A 26,998-nucleotide genomic window follows, 5' to 3' on the forward strand; every position below is an offset into this window, starting at 1 on the left:
TTTTTCAGACCCTTACGGCGTCTTCATAACTGTATTTATGGTCAGCAAATTTATTTTCAAGAAAATTTTTCAAAAAATTTCATCTTTGATAAAAAATCTTTTTAAAACAGAAAGGTATATTTTTTCAATGGTATCAATATCCATGAGTGATACATGTTCATTAACTTGATGAATGGAATCATTCTTCACGCCACATTCAATCACTTGTGTTTTAGCTGTTGCAAAAAAGCGACCATCTGAGGTGCCACCCGCCGTACTCAATGCAGGGTATTGTCCTGTCATGTCTTTTATCGCTTGTTCAACCAACGTCAAAAAACATTGTGTTTGCTTAGCTCCAGTGTAAAAGGACTCACAGGGACGCTCCCATGTCAACGCCAACGATGCACCAGACTTTGCTAGTGACTCTTGTATATATCGCATAACCTCTTGGCTTTTATAGGCGTGACTGTAGCGAATATTAAATGTAATTTCACACTCTGAGGGCACTAAATTATCAACGATGTTTGGTACCGTGATCCCTGTGACCTGCAGTGTCGTTTGTGAACCTGCCTCATCTTTCCACCAAGGTAGTAATGATAGCTGACTTACGAGCTGCCCAGCTATGTGTGCAGCGTTGATAGTTTGCTCTGGATATGCCACATGTCCCGCCTTGCCCTTAATCTGAACTCGTCCAGATATTGCACCACGACGACCATTTTTAATCGTATCACCAACGGCCATATGAGCTGTTGGTTCACCAACTAAACACGCATCTAATTCGATACCTTTTTCTACTAGACGATCGGCGATAAGTTTTGAGCCAAACTCAGCCTCCCCTTCTTCATCAGAGGTAAGTAACCAGTAAAAGGTGCCATGGAGTTTATGGCGAAAATTAAGTAATTCACGTGTGGCAGAAAGCATTGAGGCAATACCCGCTTTCATATCCGCAGCGCCACGACCATACATTACACCATCGACAATTTGCGCACTAAACGGCGGTACAATCCAACCTCGATTGTCCGCAGGCACAACATCCACATGACCAGAAAAGGCCAAAATAGGGCCGTCAGAAAAGTGATAGCTCGCAATTAAATTTTTTACTCCCTGTACTTCAAACTGCTCAGTGGTAAAACCCAGCCCTGCAAGCTGTTCTGACATAAATGCGATGGTGCCTGCATCACAAGGTGTTACCGAAGGCGCTTGGATCAAACGGGTTAAGATCTCTATGGCATAAGATGTGCAAGTATTTAGATACTGAGGTGCTAGTGACATATATAGAAGCGATTACACTGTAAAATCGTACTCGTATTAAAAGCGTTAACTTTGACCATAGTATTGCAGTTTTAATGCAGAGCCATGACATCATCAAAACTTAATCTAAATCAAACTTTCAAAAATTTCTGAACGTATCCAATTTAAAAATTGATCTAGAACAGTTTTTCATTTTTTGAAGCCTTTTATGATGACCTCATTGAAAACACACACTGTTTCACAGTTTGAAAAATGTCCTCACATAGGGTTAGGAGAAGAATATGAAAACTTTAACTGCTGCACTTTTATCTACATTGCTAGTTGCTGCTCCATTTGCACAGGCAAATTTCAGTGTTAACGTTGGTGCAATTAATGTAAACCCTGACAACACAGCTTCTGCAATCAACGAAAACAATGCGCTTGGCTTAGTTGCTGATTCAAATACACAGCTAGGTATCACACTTGATTACCATTATAACGATAACATCGTTTTTGAATTAATCGCAGCTACACCGTTCTCTCATACAGTAGATGGTGCAGGCGGCCTAGCAGGTGCAGAGATAGCTGATATAAAGCATTTACCACCAACATTAATCGCTCAGTATCACTTTTTTGATGCAACGGCTAAGTTCCGTCCATTTATCGGCGCAGGTTTAAACTACACCGTATTTTTTGACGAAGAGCCAAGTGCAGCATTAAAAGCAACTTTGGGTACAAATGATGTAGAAGTAGACCTAGACAGTTCGTTCGGTATTGCGTTACAAGTTGGCTTTAACTACGACTTGAATGAAAAGTGGGGTCTACACGGTATGATATCTAAAATGGACATTGATACTGACGCAACTGTATATGCAAATGGTGCTAAAGCACTGACTTCAGATGTAGAGATTGACCCTGTTGTTGCAATGTTTGGTGTCAAATACAAATTCTAATACCTTTGCGGTATAGACAATAAATTACTGTTACTTTCTCAATCCCCAAGGCCACTATTGTGGCCTTTATCTTTTTGTTCACCGTTACAAATTACTGCTCTTTTTCGCCTCTAGCATAGCTTTCCAGTGCATAATCTCCGGCGATAAAATTGGTGCTTCGCCTTTAAATCCTGCAATTTCTAGCATTTCTTCAATGGTAACTATTCCACCTTTGCGTTTGAATACACCACGGACATAAGCAATAGCATGTAAACCACGGGACGAGTGGAACCTTTGCTCGATATAAAAGTACTTATGATCCCAACCAACCACTTTCGTTGTGATGGTGAACTTTTGTAGCGGCTTAATATCACGAATGTAAGTGATCGCGGTAGCATTCACGATTGGAAACCAACGACGCTTCATCACCGCAGCGAATAAACCTACTCGCTCAGTCATCCAGGTCCGAGCTAAATCCATAAAGGCTAAGTATCTTGAATTCGTGAGGTGCATATTAATATCACAATCACTAGGTAGCGCGCGGTATGTAATGTCTATCGGGTCAAGAATAGAGTTAGCGTGTTGTTGGTTTTTTCTTATTTTCCAAAACAGTAACAGTAAACGAAAATATAAATTCATAACAATGGTCTTACCAGTAAATAATTTTTCGATTCTAGCATAGCAATTCATATTCTAAAGAGATTATTTTGTTACCCTACGCTGCATTAATGTCCTCGATGTGAACTGTCTCCATCTTGCGATAACCATCCAAGTAAACTAGATTAACTAACCTGAGCTTTGTAAAAGTAAGGCATGCTTTCAATACGATGAGTTAGCCCATTTATTTTTCAGCCCTCAGGTAAAAAACAAAATAGGTGTGAAGCCCATGAACATATTTTCCCTCATTGTCAGCGCTGTAATCTTTACTTTTTCCAGCTTTTGCTACGCCGACTTCGACTTCAAAGGCGAAGGTACATTAACTTACCCTACCGGTGCAGATAAAGCATTTACGTTTGGTTTTGCTTGGAATAAACAAGCCGAAAAGTTTCGTATTGGTGCAAACCAATATGATATGTCGGAGCTTCCGGAGTCTTACTCAGTTGCAATCACGCTGAGTAAAGACGACGCAAAAGTGTGGATCCAAGAGTTTAATCAGGGGTTTATTTCTGAATTTACGTGGCAAATTGCTGACCATCATATTGCATTAACGAAAAAGGAATTTAGTGGTACCGTAAAAGGCAACTATATACTCACAGTAAATGGTATTGATTACTTTTTTGCCAGAGATAACGTAAGTATCACGCTCACTTTTGATGAAGATGGGATAGAAGGTATTAAAGTTGATGGCGTTAACAAAGACATGGGCACAAAATCATAAAGGCTACTCCCTGTAGCCTTTATACTCGCTGTGTGCGTGCAGCTACTAATATTACACTTTTACCGTTTTTCTATTGATCCCGTATTCACGCAGCTTATTCGCAACAGCAGTATGGCTCAGGCCTAGTCGCTTCGCCAACTGCCTTGAGCTCGGATAAGCTGGATATAGCTTGCGTAATAATGTCGCTTCAAAGCGCTTAACGGCCTGATCAAGCGTCCCTTCAAAGTCTGATTCTAAATAGCCCAAGTCATGAGTAAAGGTAGGTAAATTCAAGTGTTCTGTACGCAGCTCTTTATCATCTAATAGCGAAACCGCGCGATAAATTGCGTTTTCTAATTGCCTAACATTACCAGGCCATGGGTATTGCTCTAGAAACTCGATACACTCTCTAGCAAAAGTAGGCGCTGGATGACCATTTTGCTGCGCGTATTTTTGCACAAAGTGCTCAGCCAGCGGAGCAATATCAGCCTTGCGATCTCTAAGCGGTGCAATCTCTAGCGTTAGCACATTAATTCGGTAGTAGAGATCTTCTCTGAATGCCCCTTCTTGCACCATTGCTGGTAAATCTTTTTGGGTTGCAGCGATAATTCGCACATTCACTTTTACTTCATTTTCGTCGCCAACCTTACGGAAAGTACCGTCTTGCAAAAAGCGCAAAAGCTTAGTCTGCAATTGTGTAGACATCTCACCGACTTCATCAAGAAATACGGTACCACCATCTGCTTGCTCTAGTACCCCACGCTTTGGTGCCGCATTTTCTTCATAACCGGCGTAACCAAATAGCTCTGACTCCGCTACATCATCAGGTAATGAAGCACAAGATAGTGCAATAAAAGGCTTTAATGAACGATTTGAAGCATAGTGGCATGCTCGTGCCAAGAGCTCTTTACCTGTTCCTGTTTCTCCAGTAATGAGAATTGGTGCCTCTAGTTGAGCCATTTTTCTCGCTTCACGCACCACTCTGCGCATTGCTGTACTGTGATTGTGGATAGTGGCAAAACTCTCTTGGCCATAACGACGAAATGCACTCACTTGCTGCCCAAGTCTAGACTGTGACTTAATATTGATCACCGCTCCGGCTAAAACGTCACCGTCTCCCCCTTGAGGCACAGAAATCGGCAAAATATCCGCAATAAAGTCTTCGCCGCCTACTTCTACACGGGTCGTTTGTCCTAATACTTCTTTGCCTTCTAACCAGCGGGTAAAATTAAAACCTTTCAAAAGGTTGTTAATATTTGCGCCGATAACATCAGTCTCAACCATGTTTAGGTCGCGACAAGCAGCATCATTACAATGACGAACCCAACCTTTTGCGTCTATTGATATAACACCATCAGGCAAAGCACTAAGCAGTGTATTTAATTCATTATGTTCACGCTCAGAAGGCAAAAATGCCGTGGTGCGAACATCTTCTACACCATCAATCAAACGTATCTCTGGCATGATCTTTTGAAACTGTTCGAATTCTATCGGTGGAAAACTCACGTACATCCGACAATTTACTGAATCGACTTCTATACCTTTTAAGTCAACACGGTAGCTTACCAAGATGTTGAGAATCTCTTGGGCAATACCAATTCGGTCAGCGCAATGTATCTCTAGACGCATTTGTTCCTCAAAACGGGTTTACACGGTTGACGGGATCATACTCTAAGAATAGCTAGTCGACTAGAAAAACGTAAAGAATATTGAACAGAATTTTAGAGGCTGCATTAAATTCTTGTCCTATACTAATACGGTAAGGAAAAATTTGTTTTATAAGGTGTTTTTCCACATTTGTTAAACTCCTGATTTGGTGGCTTACATTTTCATCATAAGATTGCATCCGCTAAACAGTTACAGATACAATACTAAAGAATTGGATATTGTATCGTTTTTGAAAGCAGGCCGATAAAAATGAAAAAGATAATTGCGCTGATGTTACTCCTCACCCTTTCGGCTTGTTCAGTTGAAGACCCCAATGAAACGGGTCCCTCTGACACAGATAAAAACGAAGACCAAAGTCAACAAGACAGGGACAATGAAGCGACCAATCTAAGTGTTCAGATTCAAACTCGTGACGGTAACGCTGTCTCTGGCGCTACGCTTACCATTAACAGCCTACAATTTACTTCTGCTGCAAACGGTACAATTGATCTTGCCACATTGCCTTTCGGTGCCTACGTAGCGACAATACAGCACCCAGACTATTTACCTTTGGTATTTACTTTTGCAAATCAACATAGTGACCCACAAACCATAGAATTGCAGCTAAAGCCGTCTTCAGATTCTTTAAAAACGCTTTTATTCGCGGGTGACACAATGTTTGGCCGTCGCTACTTTAACCCTTCACTCATTACGATGGGCAATTCGTTGCCAAGCACCAGCGACGGACTTATCCAACCCCAAAGCGCCGGAGCTGATGCCCAAGCGCTAGTGAAATATATGCCTGCGCTGTTTAACAGTGTCGACTTTGCTTCGGTAAACCTTGAGTCACCCATTCTCCAAAATCCAACAACGGTTCACCCGAGTAAAGAGTTTGCATTTTTCAGTTTACCAGCCTCGTTAGTAGCTTTAAACGATCTTGGTATTGATTATGTCGCACTGGGTAATAATCACGTGTATGACTATCAAGCACAGGGACTTAGCGATACCATCCGCTATGTTGAGCAAGCAGGCTTAAGCCACAGTGGCGCAGGAAACGATACCGAATCAGCCCTAGCGCCATACAGCTTAACGCTGGGGGAAACGACCATAGATTTTATCTCGGCCACCTCTATCACGGGCGATCAACATACCATCACTTACGTAGCCTCAGATCAAAAAGGGGGAGCCGCTGATCTAACCGACACCACAGCCATAAGAGAAAGCGTCAACCAAGCAAGCAATGACGGTCGCTTTGTTGTTGCTCAGCTGCATGGTGGAGATGAATACTCCTACGCCCCAACTGCTTATATTGCAAATCGCTTCGATGTCGTCTCGAACAGTGGTGCAAATTTAATGATAGCCCACCATCCACATGTCGCTCAGGGCTTCGGTTTATATAACGGGGTTCCAGCAATATTGGGGTTAGGCAACTTTGTATTTGAGCAAAACCGACTTGAAACCTTCTTAGGGCTAATCACTATTGTCGAACTTGAAACAGCAGGAGAACCAAAAATAGACGCAATAAAAGCCTATCCTGTGTATTTAGAAGACTATACTCCCAAGCTAGTTAGTGGCGATCTTGCAAATGCGCTACTCAAGCGTATTGCAGAGTTTTCTTCTCCTGACGTTGGTATCTCATTGCATTCAGGCTTTGCGGAAGTTAACTTTGATACCCCATCAATAGTAGAAACTACTCAGCAACGTGTTATTTCTGTAGCTGCAGGTGAGCACATTATTGACTTGCGCCAATATGCGCAAAGCTCAGAGTATGTAAGTCGCATCGCACTAAATCAATCTCAGGCACAGCTAACTCTTGGTCGTGATTTACTCTTTTTCGGTGACTTTGAAGATTGGGATAACGACGCTGAAACAGGCGAAGTATCACGATGGCTTATCGAGTCTGACGATACTTATCCTTGTCTAGTTGGAAAATATCGTGGTGTTCAAGGCTTGTGTTTACAGCGAACACAATTCGATGAGACAGCAACACGAGTTCCTTTCAAACATACTATTCGTACTATGCCCATTACCCCTGCTCCAAGCACAGCTCAGGCCTATCATGAACTTACTTTATACGGCTATGCAAAGGGCAATAATGCAGGGAGATTTAATGCCGATATTCGTATTTTGACATCTGAGGACAGCCTACTATTTTCTGAGTCCACTCCTGAATTATTACCTGCTGGCACTTACGACTGGCAGGTATTTCAACAAGACATAACGCTTCCTGATGATTCAGTTACATTAGGCGATGAAAACTTGCCGGCAAGAGGCGTGCAATTTGGGTTGTCTATGACGCCACCTACAAGTGGCGAAAGTGCACTCTTTTTAGATGATGTCGCGATGATCTCTTGGCAACGCTCACTTTCTCTTACCAATAATCAATGGCAAAGCGGGGGTATTCATGGATTAGAGTTTATTAAAATAACGACCTCGTCTCCAACCGAATTGGTGCTTACTTTTAGTCAGCAGTAAAAGAGTAATTATACATGTCTATTTTCAGCCAAATAAGCTTTGTAAGACGCCAGCGCGAGTTTTGGCTATTTCTTGGTTTATTTGCATTTTTAGCATTACTTTCATTTACTGGCGTATACAAGCAGATCAATCTGTTTGGATTACAATGGTTTTCCAAATTTAATAAAACACAAGCCACAGAGATTGTTGTCATTGAGGCAAAAAACTTACAGCAGCAACATGAGTCACTAATCAATACTTTGTCTGCATATGACCCGAAAGGTATTGTGGTGTACTCCGATGTAGCTTTAGCACAAGACACAGGCAGTAAGCATGATGCTGTTTACTATCCTCTTAATAACCCAAACCTATGCTTACCAGAGACTCAAAACTGGTATGGCAGCGCGGTCAGTATTATCCCTCCACCACAGCCGTGTGATGTACTATGGGACGTGCTTTTTCCTGAGCATGGAACCTACCAAAACAAAATCATAGATTACTCTTTATCTTATTATTCCCTGCCAAAGTTTACCGCTGAACGAGTATTAAATGGTGATGTGTTTGCTTCTCAAGTTACTGATAAAGTTGTCTTAATTGCGCAATACTCTCCTTTTGCTTTACTTAACGCTCCTCGCACTTTTACTGATAAGGCACTTCCTCCAGTTTACCTGCAAGCTTTCATCGCCAACAACTTCGCTGCTAATAGTTTTATCAAACCGTTAGACAAAAGCATTGTTATCACTTTTGTATTCATAGCCACATTACTACTTCTAGTTTGGTATCAAAGAAATACAACGCTAATCAATGTGCTAATCGCAGCCTGTATGAGTGGGCTGCTACTGATCTTGGGGTTCGCTGCCCACTATTGGTATGCAGTCTTATTACCAATAGGCGAACTAATCACGCTAATATGGTCAACTCTATTGTGGGTTTTCATTTCATTGAAATGGTCGGAAGAAGAAAACCTGCAATCAATTATCACGTTGATCCAGCAGCGGATGTTAGGGCGCTACCTGCCGCGTCACTTTCTTGAACACCCAGAACCTTGGGATGGCATCATTCAGCTTGTAAACCAGCAATTAAATTTAGATAAAAGTATATTTCTTACCCGCCTTGAAGGAGATCACCGTGTTTCGGAGGTACGTGCACTTAATTGTCAGCTAAGTGACATTGTCGAGATGCGACGTGATTACGAGCGAGTTCCCTATTCCGATGCAATAAAGGCGTCTGGTACAATTAAAATTACCCGGGTATTCTTTAAAGATCTGGCTGAAAATGAACAACAATATATCGCCCCTTTAATGTATGCAGGAGATATTAGAGGGTTTTGGGCGTTAACGGTAATACCTCAAAAACACTTTGACGAACAAGCCTTTATTAAAAATGTGAACCTGTTTGCTCATCAAATTGGTGAGCTACTTTTTCACTATAAAGTATTTACGACCGAACGTAAAAATCAAAAAGGTATGCTGGCTCGCGCCTTAACTTTTTCACTTAAAGCACCATTGAGTCATAAAATCAAAGATGCAGTGAGCGAGATGGATCAAAAATTGACTTCGCTTGAGCATGTTTTTAACCAGCTACAAAGCGCCAGCATTTTATATAACTTGTTTGGTCAGATAGTGCAGGTAAACGAGTCTTTAGAGCAATTTGCTAGGCGTCATGGACTATCAGTTTTTGATATGTCTGCACTTGATCTATTGTGCTTTTGTACCTCAATGGATAACGAAGTGGCAAAAGGGAAATTACGCTATTTAACTTTGCAGCGCGGCAAGGTAGTGTTGCCCATTTATCTCGATAATCATACATACCTACTCTGTATCCGTACCCTTGTTAAAGGCTCTACAGGGCTTAATACAAGCGCTCCCTTCGAAACCAGTGGGGTTTTATTTGAATTTATTGACTTAGGGGAGTTGCTTCAGCAAGTCGATGATCGTACTGAGTTTGTAACCCAACTATCCCGACAATTTTCATCAGACGACCAAGTACAGTTTCTTAAGTGGGGTGAACAGTAGTGGACTGGTCACTCGCTCTATTTCCAAGCGCTGGTGGACTCGGTCAATCGGTTATCACCTGTGTGTGGATAGGCATAGCAGTGGTTGCCTTTTTTAATCTTAGGTTTGGCTTTCCATTAACGGGACTCGTAGTGCCGGGCTATTTGGTGCCGTTATTTATCGTCAGCCCTACTTCTGCTTGGGTAATTATTATTGAAGCCATTGTGGTATATGGGTTAATGCGGTTTTTTGCCAAAACCCTAGTTGAGCGCTTTGGCTACGCAGAAATGTTTGGCAGAGATAGATTTTTTGCTATTGTGCTCCTTAGCATTCTCGTACGTGTCAGTATGGATGTGCTTTTTTGGCCTCAAGTCGCAAGCTACTTTTTGCAGTGGGATATTACCTTTGACTATGCAGCTCAGCTATACAGCCTAGGCCTTATCATTATCGCATTGACAGCAAACGTTATGTGGAATGGCGGGTTTAGATATGGCATCAAAGTAACCGCAATCCAGCTTGTAGTCACTTATGTAGTCATCCGCTTTGGTCTTATGACCTTCACTAACTTTAGTATCGCAAACCTAGCAGTAATGTATGAAGCTGTTGCTGCTTCTATTATCGCCGCGCCTAAAGCCTATATTATATTGGTGATAACAGCCTTTATCGCTTCGCGTGCTAACCTAAAGTATGGCTGGGAATTTAATGGCATTATGTTGCCAGCTTTATTGGCTCTACAGCTCATGCAACCAACAAAACTACTCACTTCTTTTGCCGAAACAGCGATTATACTGACGCTTGGTTATTTCATTTTAAATTTCACGCGTTTAAAGCATGCTAATATTGAGGGCGCAAGGTTGATGCTACTCTTTTTCAACCTTGGTTTTTTCTACAAACTTTTTTTTAAATTATGCCGTTGTCGCTTACTTTCCTAGCATCAAAGTAACAGATACTTTTGCTTTTGGTTATATGTTATCGACCTTGCTTGCGCTGAAAATCTACCAAAAAAATGCCTTAGGTTTGGTGTTACGGGCAACATTTCAAACATCCATTGTCGGCGGTTTAATTGCGATTTGTATCGGCTTTGCCATTATGGTGATCCCAAGCTTATTTGTAAAAAGTGAACGCTCCGCGGTGGTCTCACAGATAGAAGATATTTCTTTGAATCAAGTAGTCAGTGACTACAAGAGTCAGCTTTATACTCAAAGTGCCACCGACATAAATGTCAGTCAGTACGTCACTGAGCAACAGAGAAATCAATTTAAACAGGCCATTATACTACTCAAAGAAAATAGCGAGTCATCTTTTGTAAAAGCGGCGGCTTTGTTACAACAGGCGGGTTTTTCACTACAACAAACCGCAGCGTTATTGGTAATAAAAGACACCCAGGAGAATTATAAAAGAGGTTTGTTTATCATTAACCTAGCAGCTAAGAAAAATCATATAATCAGCGTTCCTTACCCCACAACTGAACGCTTAGCAAGCGAAGCTGCACACCTTTTGTTTTCTTATTGGCAAAGTAGCGGCATGGCATTTGGTAATGCCAAGTCTATACAAAACAGTGATAACCAAAGCAAACAAAGTGAATTTTTCCACGACTTCTTTATCGCCATGTCATCGTCTGAAGTCATTCAACTGAGAGAAATTAACCGTCAGGTTAGTCAGATGATGCACAGCCACAAGTTAAAAGATAGTAAACAAATGTGGATTTTCAATACCGTACCAGCCTCAGTTCAACAATCAGAATTGGCCTCGTTATTGGGGATCCAGCAAAGCTATTTTGGTACTGCTGCGACTACGGTTCTGCCACATAAACAGTTCCAAGGCGCAATGATTGAGACCTATCTTAGCTCGGATAGCTATTCAACATTGCTTAGCGCTTATGGAATGCAAAATGCTGGTATAACGGAAGATGAGATTAAGACTATAGATACTCCCATCCATACACTCATCGATGAATTCTCAACTCATATTAGCGCCAAAGGCAGTGGAGCATTCAGTCCTCTTAGTGATACCAGTGCTGCACTTTGGGAATACGAAGTGTTAAGGCCATTGTTTGCCATCACACAAAATCCAGATATCGTAGCCACACCTAACACTTTTAAAGTTAGGCTTAGCCAAATTAACCGCATTGCAAATTTACTCCAATACCAACTGGCGCTGATTGACAGTGCACAAGGGCAATTTGTCGCTATTTCACCACTTGAAAATAGCCAAGCTTATGAATTAGGACAAGGAATTTACTTTATTTCTGTGCTCGCAAAACCCGCTCTGACAATTGCAGTGCCAAGACCCTTATTCGAGAGCAATACGCTTGGCTTTTCTACTCAACTATTTATTTCCACGCAGGCAAAGCTACTTGCTATCGCGGGCGCTCATCCATATACCAGTGTAGAGGCAAATGTGATGGCCGCTGATAATATCCGTTCGTTATTCAACGTAGTTTACCAAAGTGCTCAACGCTACTTCTATGAAAAACCATTGTTAAATTTACAGATCCGTAGTCATAGCGCGCCATCAAGCATTAGACCCTCAGCATTGGCTTTTCAATTTACAACACCTAATCCCATTCACAATGAAACACTCAGCCAGTTAAAACGCGCACTCAAAAAGCTGGGCGTGAACACACAAACTGTCATGGGTCAACGCGCCACAAGAGGGCTAGAGCTGGGAACCACTCCTCAATCTGGCTATCAACTGTTTGCCCCCAACAGCGAACTTGCTGCACTGTGGTTAGCATCAGACTTTAAGTCAAATTTTGCCGTCTCTGACGATGCGTTAGCACAGCGCTTGTTGGCAATATCACATTCTCCAACTCTCAAAAAGGTTGATTTACTGACACTTTCTCCGACAGATTGGCATGACCCAGACGCCTTATTTATCAACGCCCTACAAAGTGCCAAAAAACAATACACGCATTCGCAGCACTTACCGGCTCTCAGTGCATTATGTGCTCGACAAAATACCTGCCAACTACATGCTTTTATTGCGCAGCGAAACACTGAACTTGGCATTATGTTTACACGAGATGGATTGATATTGGCGCTCTACTTTCCAAGGCGAAACAAAGTCATAGATATCACCCGTTATAGCGCAGCAGTACAAGAGGGACGTTATGTATTGGATTAACCTTGCCTTACGTCTTTTGATTTTAATCGCGCTTCTGTTGGCAGCCATGTGGCAAGGGTTTAATGTTTATGTGTGGCTAAAATCCGCGGAGCCAACAAACACCTCAACGCTATTTAATATCCGCTCTAATGTGCACTGGCTAAATACTGATGCACCACTGACATTTTCCTTTTCACCTTCTCGTACTATGTCGGTAAGAGTGCTATCAAATGGTATATTTGAGTCCTCCCCAAGTGATGATACACCGGTAAATTATGCTATCGAATATCGCTTGTTGGATGCCCGAAATTCCTTGGTTTATCATGGGGTTTACCATCATGCAGCTAAGGTCGCTGCAAATGATGCAGAGCAACAAATTAAACAGCTCATAGAAAATAGAGAAGCCTTGGCGGTATCATCAGGGCAATCTTTTTACCTCAATAAGGAAGAGTTACAGCAAGCCAGTCGCGTTACGCTCAAATTAATTCCAGAGGATCCACAACTAAAGGGCGTGGTGGTTCGCGTCCATGCCCAAACTAGCAATAGCATAACTGATCCTGCAAAAGCATGGTTGAAAAGGCCAACAGAGTGGCGAGAACGCATGACTAATTACCATACCATTGGTGAAAATGCGCTAACCAATGAAGAAAGGTATAATTCCGTTATGCTGGATTGGCAAAAGCTAGCTCCACAAGGGGTGCCTAATATCGACTTTCGTGCAGACTTGCTCTATGAGTCGCTCCCCTACAACGTACTCAACCATGATTTCTCTGCACAGCAGAATCTAGATAACTTACACGTATCCGAAAAGATGAAATTGAGCTTTCGGGTTTTTGAAGGGGAAGCATACACAGTAGACAACTTTGAAGACGCAAAACTTGAATTAGAGTGGCATGACTTAAGACAAATAAGCGCGCCCAGCCAGCTCCACCCAACACTCACCACATCAGGTAAATTAAAGCTCAGCAATTTGCCCACGGGGCTGGTAACAATCAGTGCCAATGCGCCAACGAATGTACGTGTATTTAGTAATGACGTCGACCCAATACCTTTGCTACACAGCTATTATTATGACCTGCGAGCTGATTTACCAGTGTACTATTATGTCACCCCAAACAGTGAGATTGCTCTTGATTGGCGTGCCCCAGCGGGGACACAGATCACTCTTTACCTGTTACATAATGACAAAGAGGTGGGAAAATACGCATTTAACGCAGCGGCAACACTGTCTTTATACGACCGACTGATCACGCAGTCAACAGAGCGCTTACCTATCACACAAGAAGAGAAGCGCTATTTAACTCTTCCTAACAAAGTGAATAAAATTAGGGTAGAAGCAGACAATGCCATGGTGAAATTACAAACTCGTAGCCCTAGCTTCAATTATGTAAGACACCGCTGCGAAACCATTTGCAATCCGACCGACACGACTTATCAAGGGGTTGATGCGTGGTTTAGTCAAAAAGCAGACAATCATTACCTCTTTCATTCTCACGAGCAGATCACCGCGGTGCGTTTATTTGAAGCACCTCCCGAGATCCCAAGCCCCTTGCCACAATACGCGACAAAAAATTTAGACCATATTTTGCCCGTTTCGGATATTGTCTTGGTGCCAATACAACAAGCGTACTTTGACACCGATGTACCTAATAAAGAGTTTGAATATCGAGCAGTAACACACTCAGAGCTCTATACTCTGGCGGATACAACCGGCTACCCCACCAGCGTCATTGTGAAACAAACAAGTAAACCTAAGCTATTTGAAGCGCCTTTACAAACGCTAAACCTTGAACAGCAAGACAGCTCAATACAAGCACTCTATATCAATAAAGGATCTCCTCGTACACTACGCAAGGTAAGAGTGTATAAGGTCGATAAATCAGACCCGCTAAGACTTGCTATTGGTGATGCTGATACTCAACCTTCGGCTGTTATCATCAAAGTATTTAGCACGGGTTTTAGAGAAGAAATTAGAGTGAAAACCACACTAGATAGCACCAAACTTTCTATGCCTAGCACTGAATACACTATTACCAATAAACACTATGTTTTACATTCAGGTAATGATGCAAGCAGATTGTTTTTTAATCCCGAATATAGTGAATTGGTAGAGTACCCAAGTATAACTTTACCTTTGTTCAATGATATAAAGGAGCCGCACACACTGGCACTCTCCTTCTCTGATGATGTCTGGATAAGTGTAATAGAGGCGCACCTCCATCCAAACTCAACACTAAATTGGTGGCAGCATGAAACACATTAACATTTATTTTTTGATCTGTTTTTTATATATTTTACCTGCAAGCGCGGCCGTACCAAATAGTACCACGATGCAGCAGTGGCTTATTCAGCCTAAAGCGCTCAATGGGTGGCAGCTGGTGCAGTCAGGTGAACAGTTTCACTTAATGCCAAAGCAAAGCGCTGAGCAGCACGGTGAACTTTATTACGCACCACAACGTCTGCCATGTGTTGTATCTGTACCACACCGTTTTCATGATAAACATACTCTAGTCATCGGGCAGTCTCTATTTGAAAGCACGTGCCAATTGCTACTGGCGAATACCAAACATAGATACGACCGTGACGACACTCAACAATCAATGGATTATGCAAAACAGCACAATAACTTACACAGTGCCGCTATTGTTGCTTTCATGTTAGCCTCCAAAGACGCAAAGATATTTCAAATTCATGGATTTAGTAAAAAGAAACGTAAAACTGGTGCTGGTCGAAACAGTGACATTATACTCAGCCAAGGAAAACAGAATAATGCCGCGCTATGGAACTTAAAGACCTGTCTAGCCAAAGAAGGTTATCGCGTGATGGTATATCCGCAAGAGGTTAAAGAGCTCGGTGGTACAAAAAATATTTTACATCAACTAGATCTGCCCAAATATAGCTTTATCCATATTGAACTAAGCTATCAAGTAAGAAAGCAATTAACTAAAAATAATCAACAGCTAGAGCAATTTAATTCATGCGTGCGATCACTTATCTAATCACTTTACTGCTCTTTGCCAAGCTCACCTTCGCAGGAGAAGTTGCTGTGCAAACTGGTGTACAGTGGATAGACTTGCAACGTATGGCACACCTTCAAGCAAGTGCTCAGCGTCATTTTGAGCCACAGCAAAGTCAATGGCTAGCCCTGCCCGCCCATGCTTGGCTCGTGATCAAGCCTGCGGCGCTTGACAACTTTCAATTTAGGATAGGCGAAACACCAAAGCTTCTGCGTCAAATTGATAAAACACAGTGGTTGTGTATGGAACAGCGATGTCAACTTGGCAGTGCTCGGCAACATCGTTTAATTGAGGTGACTTATCATGGCCAGCAAGCACAATCATTGGCTCTTTGGCAAGGTAATGTACATCGTCATCGCGATCCCTTTAGGCGCGCCTTAGCATTGCCAGGTCTAGATACTAAGGTATTGCAAATCGCTCAGAGTACGCAGAGGTGGTATCACCTTGCACCAACCGACAAAACCACGGTCTTTTTTACGCAAGCTAAAAAGTTAAAAATAACAGTGCGAAAGGATCTCCATGAAGTAATCCAAAACGGTATCGTGACTGTGAAGGTTAATGGTAAAGTGATTAGTCGTATTTCTGTTTCAGATCTACATGCAGCTGAGTACTTACAACCAAAAGCAGGACTAGTTAACCAAGACTATATCGCAGTACCACAAGGCAGCTACTTAACTATAACAAGCTCTGTACCTGTCTACCTCAATGTAGTGCAAATGCACCGTGGGATATTTGATGACAATGCCGGGCAAAAACAACTAGAGACTCTTTTTAATCCGTACTGGAGCCAACAATTAGATAGTCAACTTCAGCGCTTGTATTTTAGCAATGACCGAGCCGATGTTGAGACAGCAGCTACTGACTCAGTGCTAACAATTGCGAGAAAGCAAGCCCTGCGGGGTATTACCTCTTCACTCAGCTTTGTCTCCCCAAGTAGCCCAAACAAACTCACCACCCAAGCAGCGAACGTCGCCGTCACGTTGGGTAGTCGTAGCGTAACCGATGATGTTAAAGTTGTCACTGGAAGTCAACATATTGCCTATACGCAATCCTCAAGTACGCTCACTTATCATCTTGATGACATCCCTATCATCGACAATGCCGTCACCGTCTTTGTTCGTGCAACGCAGCAACAACAGTTGCTATTACACACAGAACATGACCAGTACAGACTACACCTTTCACCAAGTGCGCATTTTCAACGCTTAACGCTCCCTATCCATCCGGCTTCAACATTCATAACCGTTCAAGGAAGCATACTAAAGCGTGATATTGCACTTGCGGTAAATAGACTACAACCATTTCCCAAGTTTAACGCGATGACTCAAGAAGGCTTACGTAGTAGTGAGTTTATCAGTCGATTATTGACGCATAACAGGAACAATAGAGCTAACAGTTACAATCTCTCTTTGACAATTCTGAGACCACCAAAGCTAAATCTAGGGCTAACTAGCGCTGCACAGTTTCATGCGACCAAATCACTTATTGAGCTGCGCATGCAGGCGAGCACATTACCGATACAGACATTGGCTAAAGTTAAACCCTTTCTTAATGGCTATAACGAACAAGTTACCCTGCTCGCATGGCAGCTTAATATTGATGTGTTGAACCAATTGGCGCGCACAGGAAATGCTGAGTTACTATTAAAGTCACTGCTACTGAGCAGTTCAGACATGCTAAAGAAATATGCTGCCAATACATTACTGACACACTACGTGGAAGCAACAGATTATATACAAGCAGCTGGGCTATGTGCGGGGTATAGCCCCTATATCACTGAGTATCAATGTGACAACATTGAATTAGATTACTTGATACAATCTGGCGCGCATCAAGAAGCGCTGTGGATGAGCCAGACAATGTCATTGGCACAACATCAAGTTCAGCTGCTAGCTACACTTCAATCTAATCAGATTAGTTCACCGCAATATAGTTTAAGTCATCATGGTCAGCACCTTGCCCATACCATAGACAAACCAACGCAATTATATCGTGTAGATCGAGGTGAAGCGGTACAGTTAACAGCAAATACTCCCCTTACTTTGAAAGTAAGCGCACGCACAGCATTTCAGGGGCAACAATATAAAAATACGCAATGGCTATATTACCAGCAGGATAAAGCAATAAATCTACTGCCTGTCTATGCCGATATTCCTGCTAATATGCAGTTACAGTCTGACAATACTCGCTTGTCTATTGCCACACGACAGCAGATAAACTTAGCGGCGGGAGAAAGTATCCACTTATTTAGCAATAGTGAACTTTTCCTTGATATTCAGATAACACCACCACTGGCGGCAGCAACCCCTGCCGATAACCAAGCCGTGAAACTTATCAGTGATGCTCAATCCATTGTCAGTGCTGAATTTTCAGTAATAGAAGTCGCGGTAAACGCCCTATACCATTTAAGCCAACAAACGCTGAACAATGAGCAATATCACTCAGCGCTACAGCGCTTACACACAAGCTTAACTGACAATATTACGCATCAAGCATTATATGCTCGCCTGCTGCGCTATGGGCAGTGGCGTCCAGTCCAGCAATATACAAGTTACCTTGGGACTCAAAAAGTTAGCACTGAAGCCGACTTAGCAAAAAGTTATGCAGATCAAATCACAGCCCATCTCACACAAACCCCGCTTTCAGGGTTACAGCTTCGTGCAAATGAGCTACTGACCATTGACTTTACACAGTATCAACACTTGCAAACTCGCATCACATTGCGCTTTTCCGATGCAATGCAAGTCAGTACACCACCCGCCCAAGTTGAACTTATTGGCCATGGCTCTGGCACTGTTTTAACGTTACAGGCCGGTGAGACTTTTACTCATGGTATTAAACCGGATGAAGCCAGAGCGAGTCACATACAATTACGCTGGCTAAACCCAATCTCTGGGCAGATAGTCGGGATCACTCCCCAGTATTACAGTGGAGGCCGCTGGCATGATATTGAATTAGATACTCGCCAAATTTTTTATCGCTCAGATAAACATACGCCTGTCACTGCAACGCTTTCGCAAGATAGCTTAATAAAAATCGAAAGCATGGAAAATGGAACAAGAAAAGAGGCCAATTACTTCCACCCTGCGGGGCAAGTAAGCCTCACCGCGACAGGTGCCGCTGCTCTCGTGCGGATGTCAGTTTGGTCTTTAAGTCCCACACTATCACGCGTAAACTTAACTCCAACACCGGAGGTACATCTCAATACACAAGTGCGCCCTGATCTTAACGCGATGCCTACGCCATACCAAAATCCTCACCTCGAAATGGATGAAAGCCAAATGGGTATCGCTGGATTTTTAGTATTTGATAGTGACGACATCGTCCAAACAACAGAACCAACCCCCAACCGCATCACCTTAGATCTCGGCCTTTCGCTGAGACTTAAAGAGGAAAATAGTTGGTATCGACTGGACACGTTTTATACCTTAGATAATCATCATCAAGATACATTTTCAATCAATGGCAAATATGACTGGCTATCTCAGTACACTAATTGGTTTGCTGAGGTTCAATTACGTAATCGCTGGCAAAACTCCACAGCGTTAAGCGACAGTCACCTCACATCTCGTTTATCTAGCAAACTGGGACAAATACATCGCTATAACTCAGGATTTAGAAGCATTTGGTGGTGGCAGCCTTTCTATACTTACACCAGTATCAACAAAGATGAGTTTATAGCCGATGCGCAAATTAGCCCTGATATGTATACCTTCTACCGCAACAACCACCGGCACGGTTGGCAAGCACATGCAGGGCTACGCTATCAACCCTGGGTCGATAGTTATATTGACTCCAGTGCGACTTTGACATCTAATCAAGACTGGCAAACCTTTGATAATATGTTACTTTCAATTAATTGGAATCAATATCATGAAGGCCATATTTTCCGTTTAGGTCTGACATCAAGATACGTATTTGCGGATCAACACCGTCCAAACCCGACTTGGCAGTACTTGACCCAGGTAGGTTGGCAAACGGGTTTTGACTTTAGCACACATACCGCAGGCTGGCTCAGCCTTACGTGGACACAAGATTGGTTTAACAACACTCACCAAATTGGTTTTCAAGTCCATTTAGGCAATCTACAACAAACCGGATTCGCACCATACGCGCATGATGAAATCGTCTTTGAGTCGTTGCAGCTAGGCCATTTATTAGAGCAAGATTTACATGACCAGTAATGTGTTAAAAAATCAATTAGAGTCCTTATTTTTTGCCGAAACTGAACAGTTTTGGCTTAATTTGTATCAACATAAGTATAATGCTTTAATTGATGAGCTATGTGCATGGGAGCTCCTCTATAATCGTCCCGAAAGCGAAGATGAAACCGATTGGCTCGTCCTGCAATCCATTGCCTTTTTGAGGCATAAGATTGAGACACTACACGAGCAAATATTGCAGCTAGATGTCTCCCATAGCAGCTTTGTACAAAGGATCGCTAAATCCGAATTTGCAGCGGAAAAAGCCCTCCACATTTTAGCGTATGCCAAAGAGCTGGGTGCCACTAAATCAATGCTAGCACAAGATAAAAAAGCATTTTCACGTTGGTTTGATGAAGGTGCTGTCGTGGCTCGTTATGAGCATCAAATAGCGACAATGGGGCAACAAATTAAGTTTCTAATCGCCAAGCTTGGAACGCTGACAAACCGTTATCTACAAATGCACCAGACAAACCTAGAAAGCGCTTGGCAGCGATTAGATTTACAACCATTTTGTTTAACCTTATTAGCCAGCAGCCAAAATCAGCATATTCGCCACGGCTTAATCCGAGCGTTGGTAAATATGGTCGCGACGCTCAACAAGCTAGAGGGCGATCCTGAGTTAGATGGTGAGCTGATAGCCAAGCTCATTGAGTTTCTTGAAGCTGACAACATGCCCTATCAAGCCGTCGTTGACATTCTTGAACTACTCATCCATCAGCGCCCAACGTTTAGCCGCGCATATATGTGGTCAATGTTAGCTGAAGCCAACGAAGTCGACTCTCCGTCAAAAATCGATGCTGAATTACTCTACATAGTAAGTACCTTTGCAAAAATACTCGTGAGCCAGAGCACCCTCACTGAGCAAGACCTTAAGATACTCACAGCCCTGAGCAAACATGTATTACCTCGAGTGCGTCAGGTCACCATTGAGTATGTGGAGTTTTACCCTCACACGTTTGCAAAGTCACTATTGACGGAGCGGTTCGAGCAAGAAACTGAAAACGCAGTGCGATTTACACTAATCAAGCAGCTGTCTGCTGATAGGTTCTGTCAGGATGATTTTTCATTTGACTGGTGGCAGCGAACGTTAATGAGTAAGCAACCATTACCCTTAAAGCGTTTGGCTCTTGAGCAAAGTGCGAGGATCATGCTGAATATGCAGCTTGGTGAGTCAAAACCACAAGCTTGCTTTAAGCGCTTTATAGACACGCTCAACGCTTGTTTAGCCTCTGAAGAAAATATCGCAGTGTGTCGGTATATCACAAGAGCTAGGGAGCAATTGAGTAGCTTTTACCATCAGGCGCTAGTTGCTCAGCTCAACGCTTCTCTTGAAGCGAATGAACAAAGCGATACATTAATTACCTGCTCCCAGGATGAATTAGGTCGGGCGCTTTCTTATCTCGCTCAACATGGCCAGAGTCTCAACGCCAACCGCACAAAAACCGGATGGCGGATCCAACAGGGTTATAAGCAGGTGCGTCGATTGTGGCGTATTCTTCATGAGATCAGACACCCAAGCACAGATAAAAGGCAAAGCCACTCACATACCAAGGCCAAAAACCCCAGTGTCTATGTTCATGTACCTAGTTGTACCACTGCTGAAATCAGTGAAACCAAAGTGCCTGGAGAGCTTTTGTTTAATATCACAGAGCAATCGAGTCGCCCTCACTTACCACTGTTAGACTTTATGCTCAGCGTACTGATTAACGATCATCACAAACAGGCCGCTAAAACTTACACGCCAGATGGCATTCTATCGGTCTTACCGCCGCCAACACTGTGGCAACGTCTCAAAGCTTATTGGGTCATTTCATGGCAGTTTTCTGAATTTGATCAACTGCGTAAAGGTAATGAGCTTGAACAGCAGAAGTACCTCGAAACACTCGAGCAATTGGGATTTACCATGCAATTTACTGGCTATGGAGATATAGCTGAGACACAGTTTCCAGTTCCTAAAGACATTCACCGTCTCTACAATCGAACCAATATCACCTCTGTTTTTCTGACAATATGGAGTAGTTTCAAAGAATACATGGATGCCATTTACCAAAATAGCATCTCTCAACTGGTATTTTTTGTGCTGGCATTTATCAGCTATTTTTGGACGCGACACATTGTCGCAAGCCAAAAAATCAAGCGTAATAGAAGACATATTCCGGTATCAATCGGTGGCTGGGGTACTCGAGGAAAATCAGGTACAGAACGCCTTAAATCGGCACTTTTTAGCAGTATGGCGCTTAAAGTTGTCAGTAAAACAACTGGCTGTGAAGCCATGCTCATCTATTCCAAAATATCTGGTGAGCAATATGAAATCCCGCTCTTTCGACCTTTTGATAAAGCCAGTATTTGGGAGCAAGCCGATGTGCTGCACTTTGCCAAACAAGTCAAAGCAGACATTTTCTTATGGGAATGTATGGGATTAACACCGAGATACGTAAAAATTCTTGTGCGATGGATGAAAGACAATTTTGCCACCATTACCAATGCTTACCCAGATCATGAGGATATTTTGGGGCCAACTGGACTAGATGTGGCCAAAGAAATGTCGGCATTTCTTGGCTACAATACCCAAGTTTTTACCTCTGAGCAGAACATGGCATCAGTGCTCAATTTGGCGGCAGAACAAAAGAATACCTCTTTGATCCAAAACCACTGGGGGGATGGCTACCAAATCACCGCCGATATTCTTGCAAAATATCCCTATGTTGAACATCCTGACAACATCGCGTTGGTTTGTAAAATGGCGCAGTACATTGGCATCAATAAGGATTATGTGTACAAAGAAACCGCATCACGAGTTATTCCTGATGTGGGAGTATTACAACAGTTTACTCTCGCAAAATATGGCCACGTTAGCCAGACCTTCATTAATAGTATGTCGGCGAATGAAAAACTGGCAACCATCGAAAATTGGAAACGCTTAAATATTGTAGAACAAGGAAAAAACGGCCAAGTTATTGCCCTTATCAACAATAGAAACGATAGGGTTGCTCGCTCTCAGGTGTTTGCAAATATTCTTGCCAATGACTTACACATTGATCAGATTGTCATTATCGGTACAAATATTGATGGCTTCTTTAAATACTTTCTGACCGCGCTAGAAAATCTGTTAGAAAACATTTTTGTCAATAATGATAAACAAGCTCTGTATGCCCTACTTACACGTTTCAACCTCATCCAATCACCACAAACGTTAAGTGATTTAATTGAAAAGTTTGCCCCCAAGTGCAGTGACATATCACCCTCTGAGATTTCCGCTTTGAAGGCCAAGTTAGACTTAGAAACGCAGAATCATTATTTGCTGTTTAAGAAGATTGAAGCAAACGAGTTGGCCCAGTCGCTCTTAGCATGTGAAGATCTCACCACACAAAAACCGCTTGCCCATGACATCGCGCAGCAATTAGCAACCCGCAAATGTACTTTAGTTCAGAACAGTGATATTAAACCAGATAGCTTGAACCAAATCATTGCTCAACTCGCCTTACCTCAAACACACCAAATTATCGTTGGTATGCAAAATATTAAAGGGGCGGGTTTGGGGTATGTATACATGTGGCAAAAATGGCATCTGTTCCATCAGCATTGTGAGCGCTTAACTCACCATAATATTACTCAAGCCGAATTTAGACATGGACTGAGTCGAATTTTACTGCAAGAGGAGCTGAGCGTGCTTGAGTGCCAGTACTTAGCGGAACATGTGGACATTCTGGCAAATCTACCAAATGCGCAAAGTGAATATAGCCAAGCCGAATTGAGCCAAATAAAAAGCAAACTTGCACAACAGCAATTGCGTCTTGAAGAGCATAATGATACTCGTGAGCGCTCTGCAATATCACACTTTTTAAGTAAGCTTCTTGAATCGTTTTTAGATGCAGGTGCAGCAGTCAAACGAAAAAAAATTGCAGTGCAGATCTACAAAGATATTGCAGACTTTCGGATCACCATTGAAAAAGCGACTACTATTTTAAATGAGCTCAATCGCTCACAAAAGCCTGGCTGGCTAAAGCTACAAAACATCAAGCGTCGTAAATAGCGGTATTACAAAAGATTACTCAACCAGCAGCATATATATAAACTTGATGACCAAGGTTACCATCAATAGCGGAAATACATATTTGCTGTATTTCTGCATTTTATCCAGCCCCATACGTTGCTGATGCTTCTCTAATAAAGGCACTAAAATCACTAAGGCTACGATTAAACACACTAATAGTACTATAACGTTCATCATCCCTCCGAGCCAAAAATTAACCATAAAAACGCAAAGTATTCAGGCAACATAACAGTATTACTCCTCAAAGTTTCAACAAGAGAGTATCTGCATGTTCACTTTACAGCAAATTCCAGCTATGCTCACCAACACATCAGACCAGTAGAATAAGAAAAATGAAAACCGCTATTACCGAATTATTTGCCATTGAAAAACCTATTATATTACCAGGAATGAGCTGGATTTCAGTACCCGAATTAGTTGCGGCAGTAAGTAATGCTGGTGGCTTAGGCATTCTGGCGACGGGCCCTCTCAGTCAAGACGAAACGCGTCAAGCTATCAAGAAAATACGCACACTCACCGATAAACCATTTGGTATTGGTGTTACCTTAATGATGCCCGGAGCAAAAGAAAACGCAAAAATCGCGCTCGAAGAACAAGTGCCTGTTATTAACTTTTCTCTCGGTAAAGGAGACTGGATAGTGCAAGCTGCTAAGCAGTATGGAGGGAAAGTTATTGCCACTGTGGTAACCCAAAAGCATGCTCTTGCGGCGCAAAAATCTGGGGTGGATGCCTTGCTTGTGACGGGACACGAAGCAGCAGCACATGGTGGTGCTGTGACTTCTCTGTGTCTTGTACCAAGTATCGTCGATATTGTTGACATTCCTGTTATCGCTGCTGGTGGATTTGCTGATGGCAGAGGCTTAGTCGCTGCACTGGCTTTGGGTGCAAGTGGTGTAGCAATGGGCTCCCGCTTCGCAACATCCAAAGAAAGTCCGTTACACCAACATGTTAAAAATACAGTTGTGGAAAAAGATGTAGAGCAAACAATTTACTCAAAAAACTTTGATGGATTGTACGCTCGAGTAATGAAAACGCCCATGGCAGAAAAGGCAACGCGTCGCCCTATGCACTTTCTCGTCGCAGTAATGAAGTCATTTAAAGCGGCAAAAATGGTCGACATGCCACTTTGGAAACTACTCTTAGGTTTACTGTCTCAGTTCGACAAAATCAAATTGCTTTCGCTGTTTGGCGCGGCCACAGAAAAGCTTGAAGCAGCAACAATCCATGGTGACTTAGAGCACGGTGTGCAATTCATTGGTCAATCTCAAGGTCTAATACGAGAGATTGAGTCGGTACAGATACTCATGGATAAAATTATGCTAGAAGCAGCTCAAGTAGGGTTAGAAACACACCAGCGTTTTACAAGGACACCCGAGGTAAAGTAAGACCAAAGTCGAGCGTGAATATAACGTGATTTCAAGTACGGTGGCTCTGTCAAAACTTTGTAATAAAGTGATAAAAACGGTATCATCAGCGGCGAAACTGCATTAATCAATTGATCTTTTAAAGTGACTTCCGATGCCTAAACACTACCTTTTTTATGTTGAACAGCCATATAGCTTTGCTATCTTGAGACCACTACAAGATGCGATCCGAGCAAATGGTGCAATCGTGAAGTGGTTTTTAAAAGGCCAAGAAGTGGCATCAAGTTCACTGCATGATGATGAGCTTGAGCTCACTACTGTAGAAGCTGTAAAAGCGTTTAATCCAAGGGCGGTGTTTGTACCAGGCAACGTTGTACCAGACTTTTTCCCAGGGGCAAAAGTACAAGTCTTCCATGGTTTGGAGTACAAAAAGAAAGGGCATTTTGGGATCCGGGGCTTTTTTGATTTATATTGCACCCATGGTCCACTAACGACCAAACCGTTTGAAGCATTAGCGAAAAAACATGGCTACTTTTCTGTCATCGAAACCGGCTGGCCAAAACTTGATCCTTATTTTGATTACACCAAATGTCATAACGAAAAGCCAGTGCTACTTTACGCGCCAACATTCTCACCAAATTTGAGCTCGTTAGAGGCACTATACGAACAGGTTAAACTGCTTGCCAAATCTGGTGACTACAAAATCCAACTCAAGTTTCACCCAAAAACAAAAATGCAATGGCAAGAGTTATATGCCCAACTTGAAGCCATCGATGATTTTGAAATTGCGGGTGATGATAACTTGATCCCACTTATTCAACAGTCCGATGTAGTGATTTCAGATACCTCCAGCGCGGTTGATGAATCTTTGTTAATAGGTAAACCTGTGATTACCTTTAATAATCATCAGCCTCAAGACGCACTGATCAATATTACTGAGCCACAGCAACTATCCGCCGCAGTAAAGCAGGCACTAACCCTTTGCGATACACAAAAGGCGCGGATCGAACAATATATCTTACAAGTTCATCCTTATCGTGACGGGCAAAGTGCTAATCGTGTGCTTGCAGCTACAGAAGCGGTTATTGATACAGGCTTAAAACGCAAACCCTTGAATTTGATTAGACGTTATAAAATACGTAAATCCTTAAATTATATGAAAATGAGTTAATCAAAGCGCTGAATAAGGAATCGGCTGGATATTGAGAGAAATTCAACCCACTTGGCGGCTAAAACTGGCTGCTAGAAAGATATTAGTTATCTACAGCTCAGGTTAATGAGGTATTCACCTTTATTTTTACCATCAAAAAAGCTCACAGAGTGAGCTTTTTGTTATAAAAGCGAGCTATTAGCACTCACATTGCCAATATCTATTGCCTGTTTCAGACATTGGCGGGCGACAACGAAAACCACTCACACCACCTGCAACATTAGGGGTTTGCTGTTGTGGTAAATCCTGCTGTTTGTCTAATTGTTTTAACGCTGTTTTTTTAAATTTAAGTTTCATTTTCTTGTCCTTGATTTGTTATTTAAATTAACCGTGTTAGTGATTAAAAATATCATATACCAATTATCTTAATTAAATGACCTATTTTGAGGTGAGGGGATCTTGTCGATAACACCGCTTCCGCATCCTGCTCACGCCGAGGTACCTACGTCC

17 protein-coding genes are annotated in these 26,998 nt (G+C 42.4%); 12 read left to right on the forward strand and 5 right to left on the reverse strand.

What is annotated here, in order from left to right:
• Positions 1-69 precede the first annotated feature (69 nt).
• Positions 70-1,251, reverse strand: coding sequence for a succinyl-diaminopimelate desuccinylase (gene dapE / locus D9603_RS15930; RefSeq protein WP_128732052.1), 1,182 nt, complete (start codon positions 1,249-1,251; stop codon positions 70-72).
• 260 nt (positions 1,252-1,511) lie between these two features.
• Between dapE and D9603_RS15935 the strand changes: the two genes are divergently transcribed.
• Positions 1,512-2,162, forward strand: coding sequence for an OmpW family outer membrane protein (locus D9603_RS15935; RefSeq protein WP_125252199.1), 651 nt, complete (start codon positions 1,512-1,514; stop codon positions 2,160-2,162).
• Between the two features lie 84 nt (positions 2,163-2,246).
• Here the strand turns inward: D9603_RS15935 and D9603_RS15940 are convergent, their stop codons facing one another.
• Positions 2,247-2,780 carry an acyl-CoA thioesterase gene (locus D9603_RS15940; protein ID WP_125252200.1) on the reverse strand — a complete coding sequence of 178 codons (534 nt, stop codon included), beginning with the start codon at positions 2,778-2,780 and terminating at the stop codon, positions 2,247-2,249.
• A 247-nt stretch (positions 2,781-3,027) separates the two neighbouring features.
• Between D9603_RS15940 and D9603_RS15945 the strand changes: the two genes are divergently transcribed.
• A complete protein-coding gene (locus tag D9603_RS15945) occupies positions 3,028-3,519 on the forward strand; it encodes a hypothetical protein (protein ID WP_176032960.1) in 492 nt (163 codons plus the stop codon).
• Positions 3,520-3,570: 51 nt separating this feature from the next.
• Here the strand turns inward: D9603_RS15945 and tyrR are convergent, their stop codons facing one another.
• Entirely contained in the window at positions 3,571-5,127 is a 1,557-nt protein-coding gene (tyrR, locus tag D9603_RS15950; RefSeq protein WP_125252202.1) for a transcriptional regulator TyrR, read from the reverse strand.
• Positions 5,128-5,415: 288 nt separating this feature from the next.
• On the opposite strand from tyrR, the gene D9603_RS15955 reads away from it, so the two are divergent.
• The 8 genes from D9603_RS15955 to D9603_RS15985 are packed head-to-tail and all read left to right on the forward strand — an operon-like array spanning position 5,416 to position 23,953.
• Positions 5,416-7,620 carry a CapA family protein gene (locus D9603_RS15955; protein ID WP_128732053.1) on the forward strand — a complete coding sequence of 735 codons (2,205 nt, stop codon included), beginning with the start codon at positions 5,416-5,418 and terminating at the stop codon, positions 7,618-7,620.
• A 14-nt stretch (positions 7,621-7,634) separates the two neighbouring features.
• Positions 7,635-9,614 (forward strand): hypothetical protein, encoded by a 1,980-nt coding sequence (locus D9603_RS15960; protein WP_125252204.1) that lies wholly within the window; start codon positions 7,635-7,637, stop codon positions 9,612-9,614.
• Positions 9,614-10,525 carry a poly-gamma-glutamate biosynthesis protein PgsC/CapC gene (locus tag D9603_RS22170; protein WP_241651682.1) on the forward strand — a complete coding sequence of 304 codons (912 nt, stop codon included), beginning with the start codon at positions 9,614-9,616 and terminating at the stop codon, positions 10,523-10,525. The genes D9603_RS15960 and D9603_RS22170 overlap by 1 nt, the downstream gene beginning before the upstream one ends.
• 34 nt (positions 10,526-10,559) lie before the next feature.
• Positions 10,560-12,719, forward strand: coding sequence for a hypothetical protein (locus D9603_RS15965; RefSeq protein WP_241651683.1), 2,160 nt, complete (start codon positions 10,560-10,562; stop codon positions 12,717-12,719).
• Positions 12,706-14,961, forward strand: a complete 2,256-nt coding sequence (locus D9603_RS15970; RefSeq protein ID WP_128732054.1) for a hypothetical protein — start codon at positions 12,706-12,708, stop codon at positions 14,959-14,961. The genes D9603_RS15965 and D9603_RS15970 overlap by 14 nt, the downstream gene beginning before the upstream one ends.
• A complete protein-coding gene (locus D9603_RS15975; protein ID WP_128732055.1) occupies positions 14,948-15,697 on the forward strand; it encodes a hypothetical protein in 750 nt (249 codons plus the stop codon). The genes D9603_RS15970 and D9603_RS15975 overlap by 14 nt, the downstream gene beginning before the upstream one ends.
• The gene (locus D9603_RS15980; protein ID WP_128732056.1) at positions 15,676-19,899 is read left to right on the forward strand and encodes a hypothetical protein; all 4,224 of its coding nucleotides are present in this window, start codon (positions 15,676-15,678) and stop codon (positions 19,897-19,899) included. The genes D9603_RS15975 and D9603_RS15980 overlap by 22 nt, the downstream gene beginning before the upstream one ends.
• Positions 19,889-23,953 (forward strand): poly-gamma-glutamate synthase PgsB, encoded by a 4,065-nt coding sequence (locus D9603_RS15985; protein WP_128732057.1) that lies wholly within the window; start codon positions 19,889-19,891, stop codon positions 23,951-23,953. Before D9603_RS15980 ends, D9603_RS15985 begins: the two co-directional genes overlap by 11 nt.
• A gap of 15 nt (positions 23,954-23,968) precedes the next feature.
• Here D9603_RS15985 and D9603_RS15990 read toward each other — a convergent pair whose 3' ends face one another.
• Complete coding sequence (locus D9603_RS15990) at positions 23,969-24,148, reverse strand: hypothetical protein (protein ID WP_128732058.1); 180 nt, start codon at positions 24,146-24,148, stop codon at positions 23,969-23,971.
• A gap of 149 nt (positions 24,149-24,297) precedes the next feature.
• Here D9603_RS15990 and D9603_RS15995 point away from each other — a divergent pair, with 149 nt between their 5' ends.
• Both D9603_RS15995 and D9603_RS16000 read left to right on the forward strand, forming a co-directional pair.
• On the forward strand, positions 24,298-25,359 hold the full coding sequence (locus D9603_RS15995) for a nitronate monooxygenase (RefSeq protein WP_277750225.1): 1,062 nt from the start codon (positions 24,298-24,300) through the stop codon (positions 25,357-25,359).
• A 133-nt stretch (positions 25,360-25,492) separates the two neighbouring features.
• Positions 25,493-26,509, forward strand: coding sequence for a CDP-glycerol glycerophosphotransferase family protein (locus tag D9603_RS16000; RefSeq protein WP_128732059.1), 1,017 nt, complete (start codon positions 25,493-25,495; stop codon positions 26,507-26,509).
• Positions 26,510-26,686: 177 nt separating this feature from the next.
• Here D9603_RS16000 and D9603_RS21855 read toward each other — a convergent pair whose 3' ends face one another.
• Entirely contained in the window at positions 26,687-26,845 is a 159-nt protein-coding gene (locus D9603_RS21855; protein WP_167508223.1) for a hypothetical protein, read from the reverse strand.
• Positions 26,846-26,998: the final 153 nt, after the last annotated feature.

The organism is Pseudoalteromonas sp. PS5, from assembly GCF_004103255.1.
GTDB classification, from domain to species: Bacteria; Pseudomonadota; Gammaproteobacteria; order Enterobacterales; family Alteromonadaceae; genus Pseudoalteromonas; species Pseudoalteromonas peptidolytica.

What these genes read in the sequence shown, in the direction of transcription:
- dapE (WP_128732052.1), bottom strand. Translation starts at nt 1,251, where the DNA reads ATGTCACTAGCACCTCAGTATCTAAATACTTGCACATCTTATGCCATA.
- D9603_RS15935 (WP_125252199.1), top strand. Translation starts at nt 1,512, where the DNA reads ATGAAAACTTTAACTGCTGCACTTTTATCTACATTGCTAGTTGCTGCT.
- D9603_RS15940 (WP_125252200.1), bottom strand. Translation starts at nt 2,780, where the DNA reads ATGAATTTATATTTTCGTTTACTGTTACTGTTTTGGAAAATAAGAAAA.
- D9603_RS15945 (WP_176032960.1), top strand. Translation starts at nt 3,028, where the DNA reads ATGAACATATTTTCCCTCATTGTCAGCGCTGTAATCTTTACTTTTTCC.
- tyrR (WP_125252202.1), bottom strand. Translation starts at nt 5,127, where the DNA reads ATGCGTCTAGAGATACATTGCGCTGACCGAATTGGTATTGCCCAAGAG.
- D9603_RS15955 (WP_128732053.1), top strand. Translation starts at nt 5,416, where the DNA reads ATGAAAAAGATAATTGCGCTGATGTTACTCCTCACCCTTTCGGCTTGT.
- D9603_RS15960 (WP_125252204.1), top strand. Translation starts at nt 7,635, where the DNA reads ATGTCTATTTTCAGCCAAATAAGCTTTGTAAGACGCCAGCGCGAGTTT.
- D9603_RS15965 (WP_241651683.1), top strand. Translation starts at nt 10,560, where the DNA reads ATGTTATCGACCTTGCTTGCGCTGAAAATCTACCAAAAAAATGCCTTA.
- D9603_RS15970 (WP_128732054.1), top strand. Translation starts at nt 12,706, where the DNA reads ATGTATTGGATTAACCTTGCCTTACGTCTTTTGATTTTAATCGCGCTT.
- D9603_RS15975 (WP_128732055.1), top strand. Translation starts at nt 14,948, where the DNA reads ATGAAACACATTAACATTTATTTTTTGATCTGTTTTTTATATATTTTA.
- D9603_RS15980 (WP_128732056.1), top strand. Translation starts at nt 15,676, where the DNA reads ATGCGTGCGATCACTTATCTAATCACTTTACTGCTCTTTGCCAAGCTC.
- D9603_RS15985 (WP_128732057.1), top strand. Translation starts at nt 19,889, where the DNA reads ATGACCAGTAATGTGTTAAAAAATCAATTAGAGTCCTTATTTTTTGCC.
- D9603_RS15990 (WP_128732058.1), bottom strand. Translation starts at nt 24,148, where the DNA reads ATGAACGTTATAGTACTATTAGTGTGTTTAATCGTAGCCTTAGTGATT.
- D9603_RS16000 (WP_128732059.1), top strand. Translation starts at nt 25,493, where the DNA reads ATGCCTAAACACTACCTTTTTTATGTTGAACAGCCATATAGCTTTGCT.
- D9603_RS21855 (WP_167508223.1), bottom strand. Translation starts at nt 26,845, where the DNA reads ATGAAACTTAAATTTAAAAAAACAGCGTTAAAACAATTAGACAAACAG.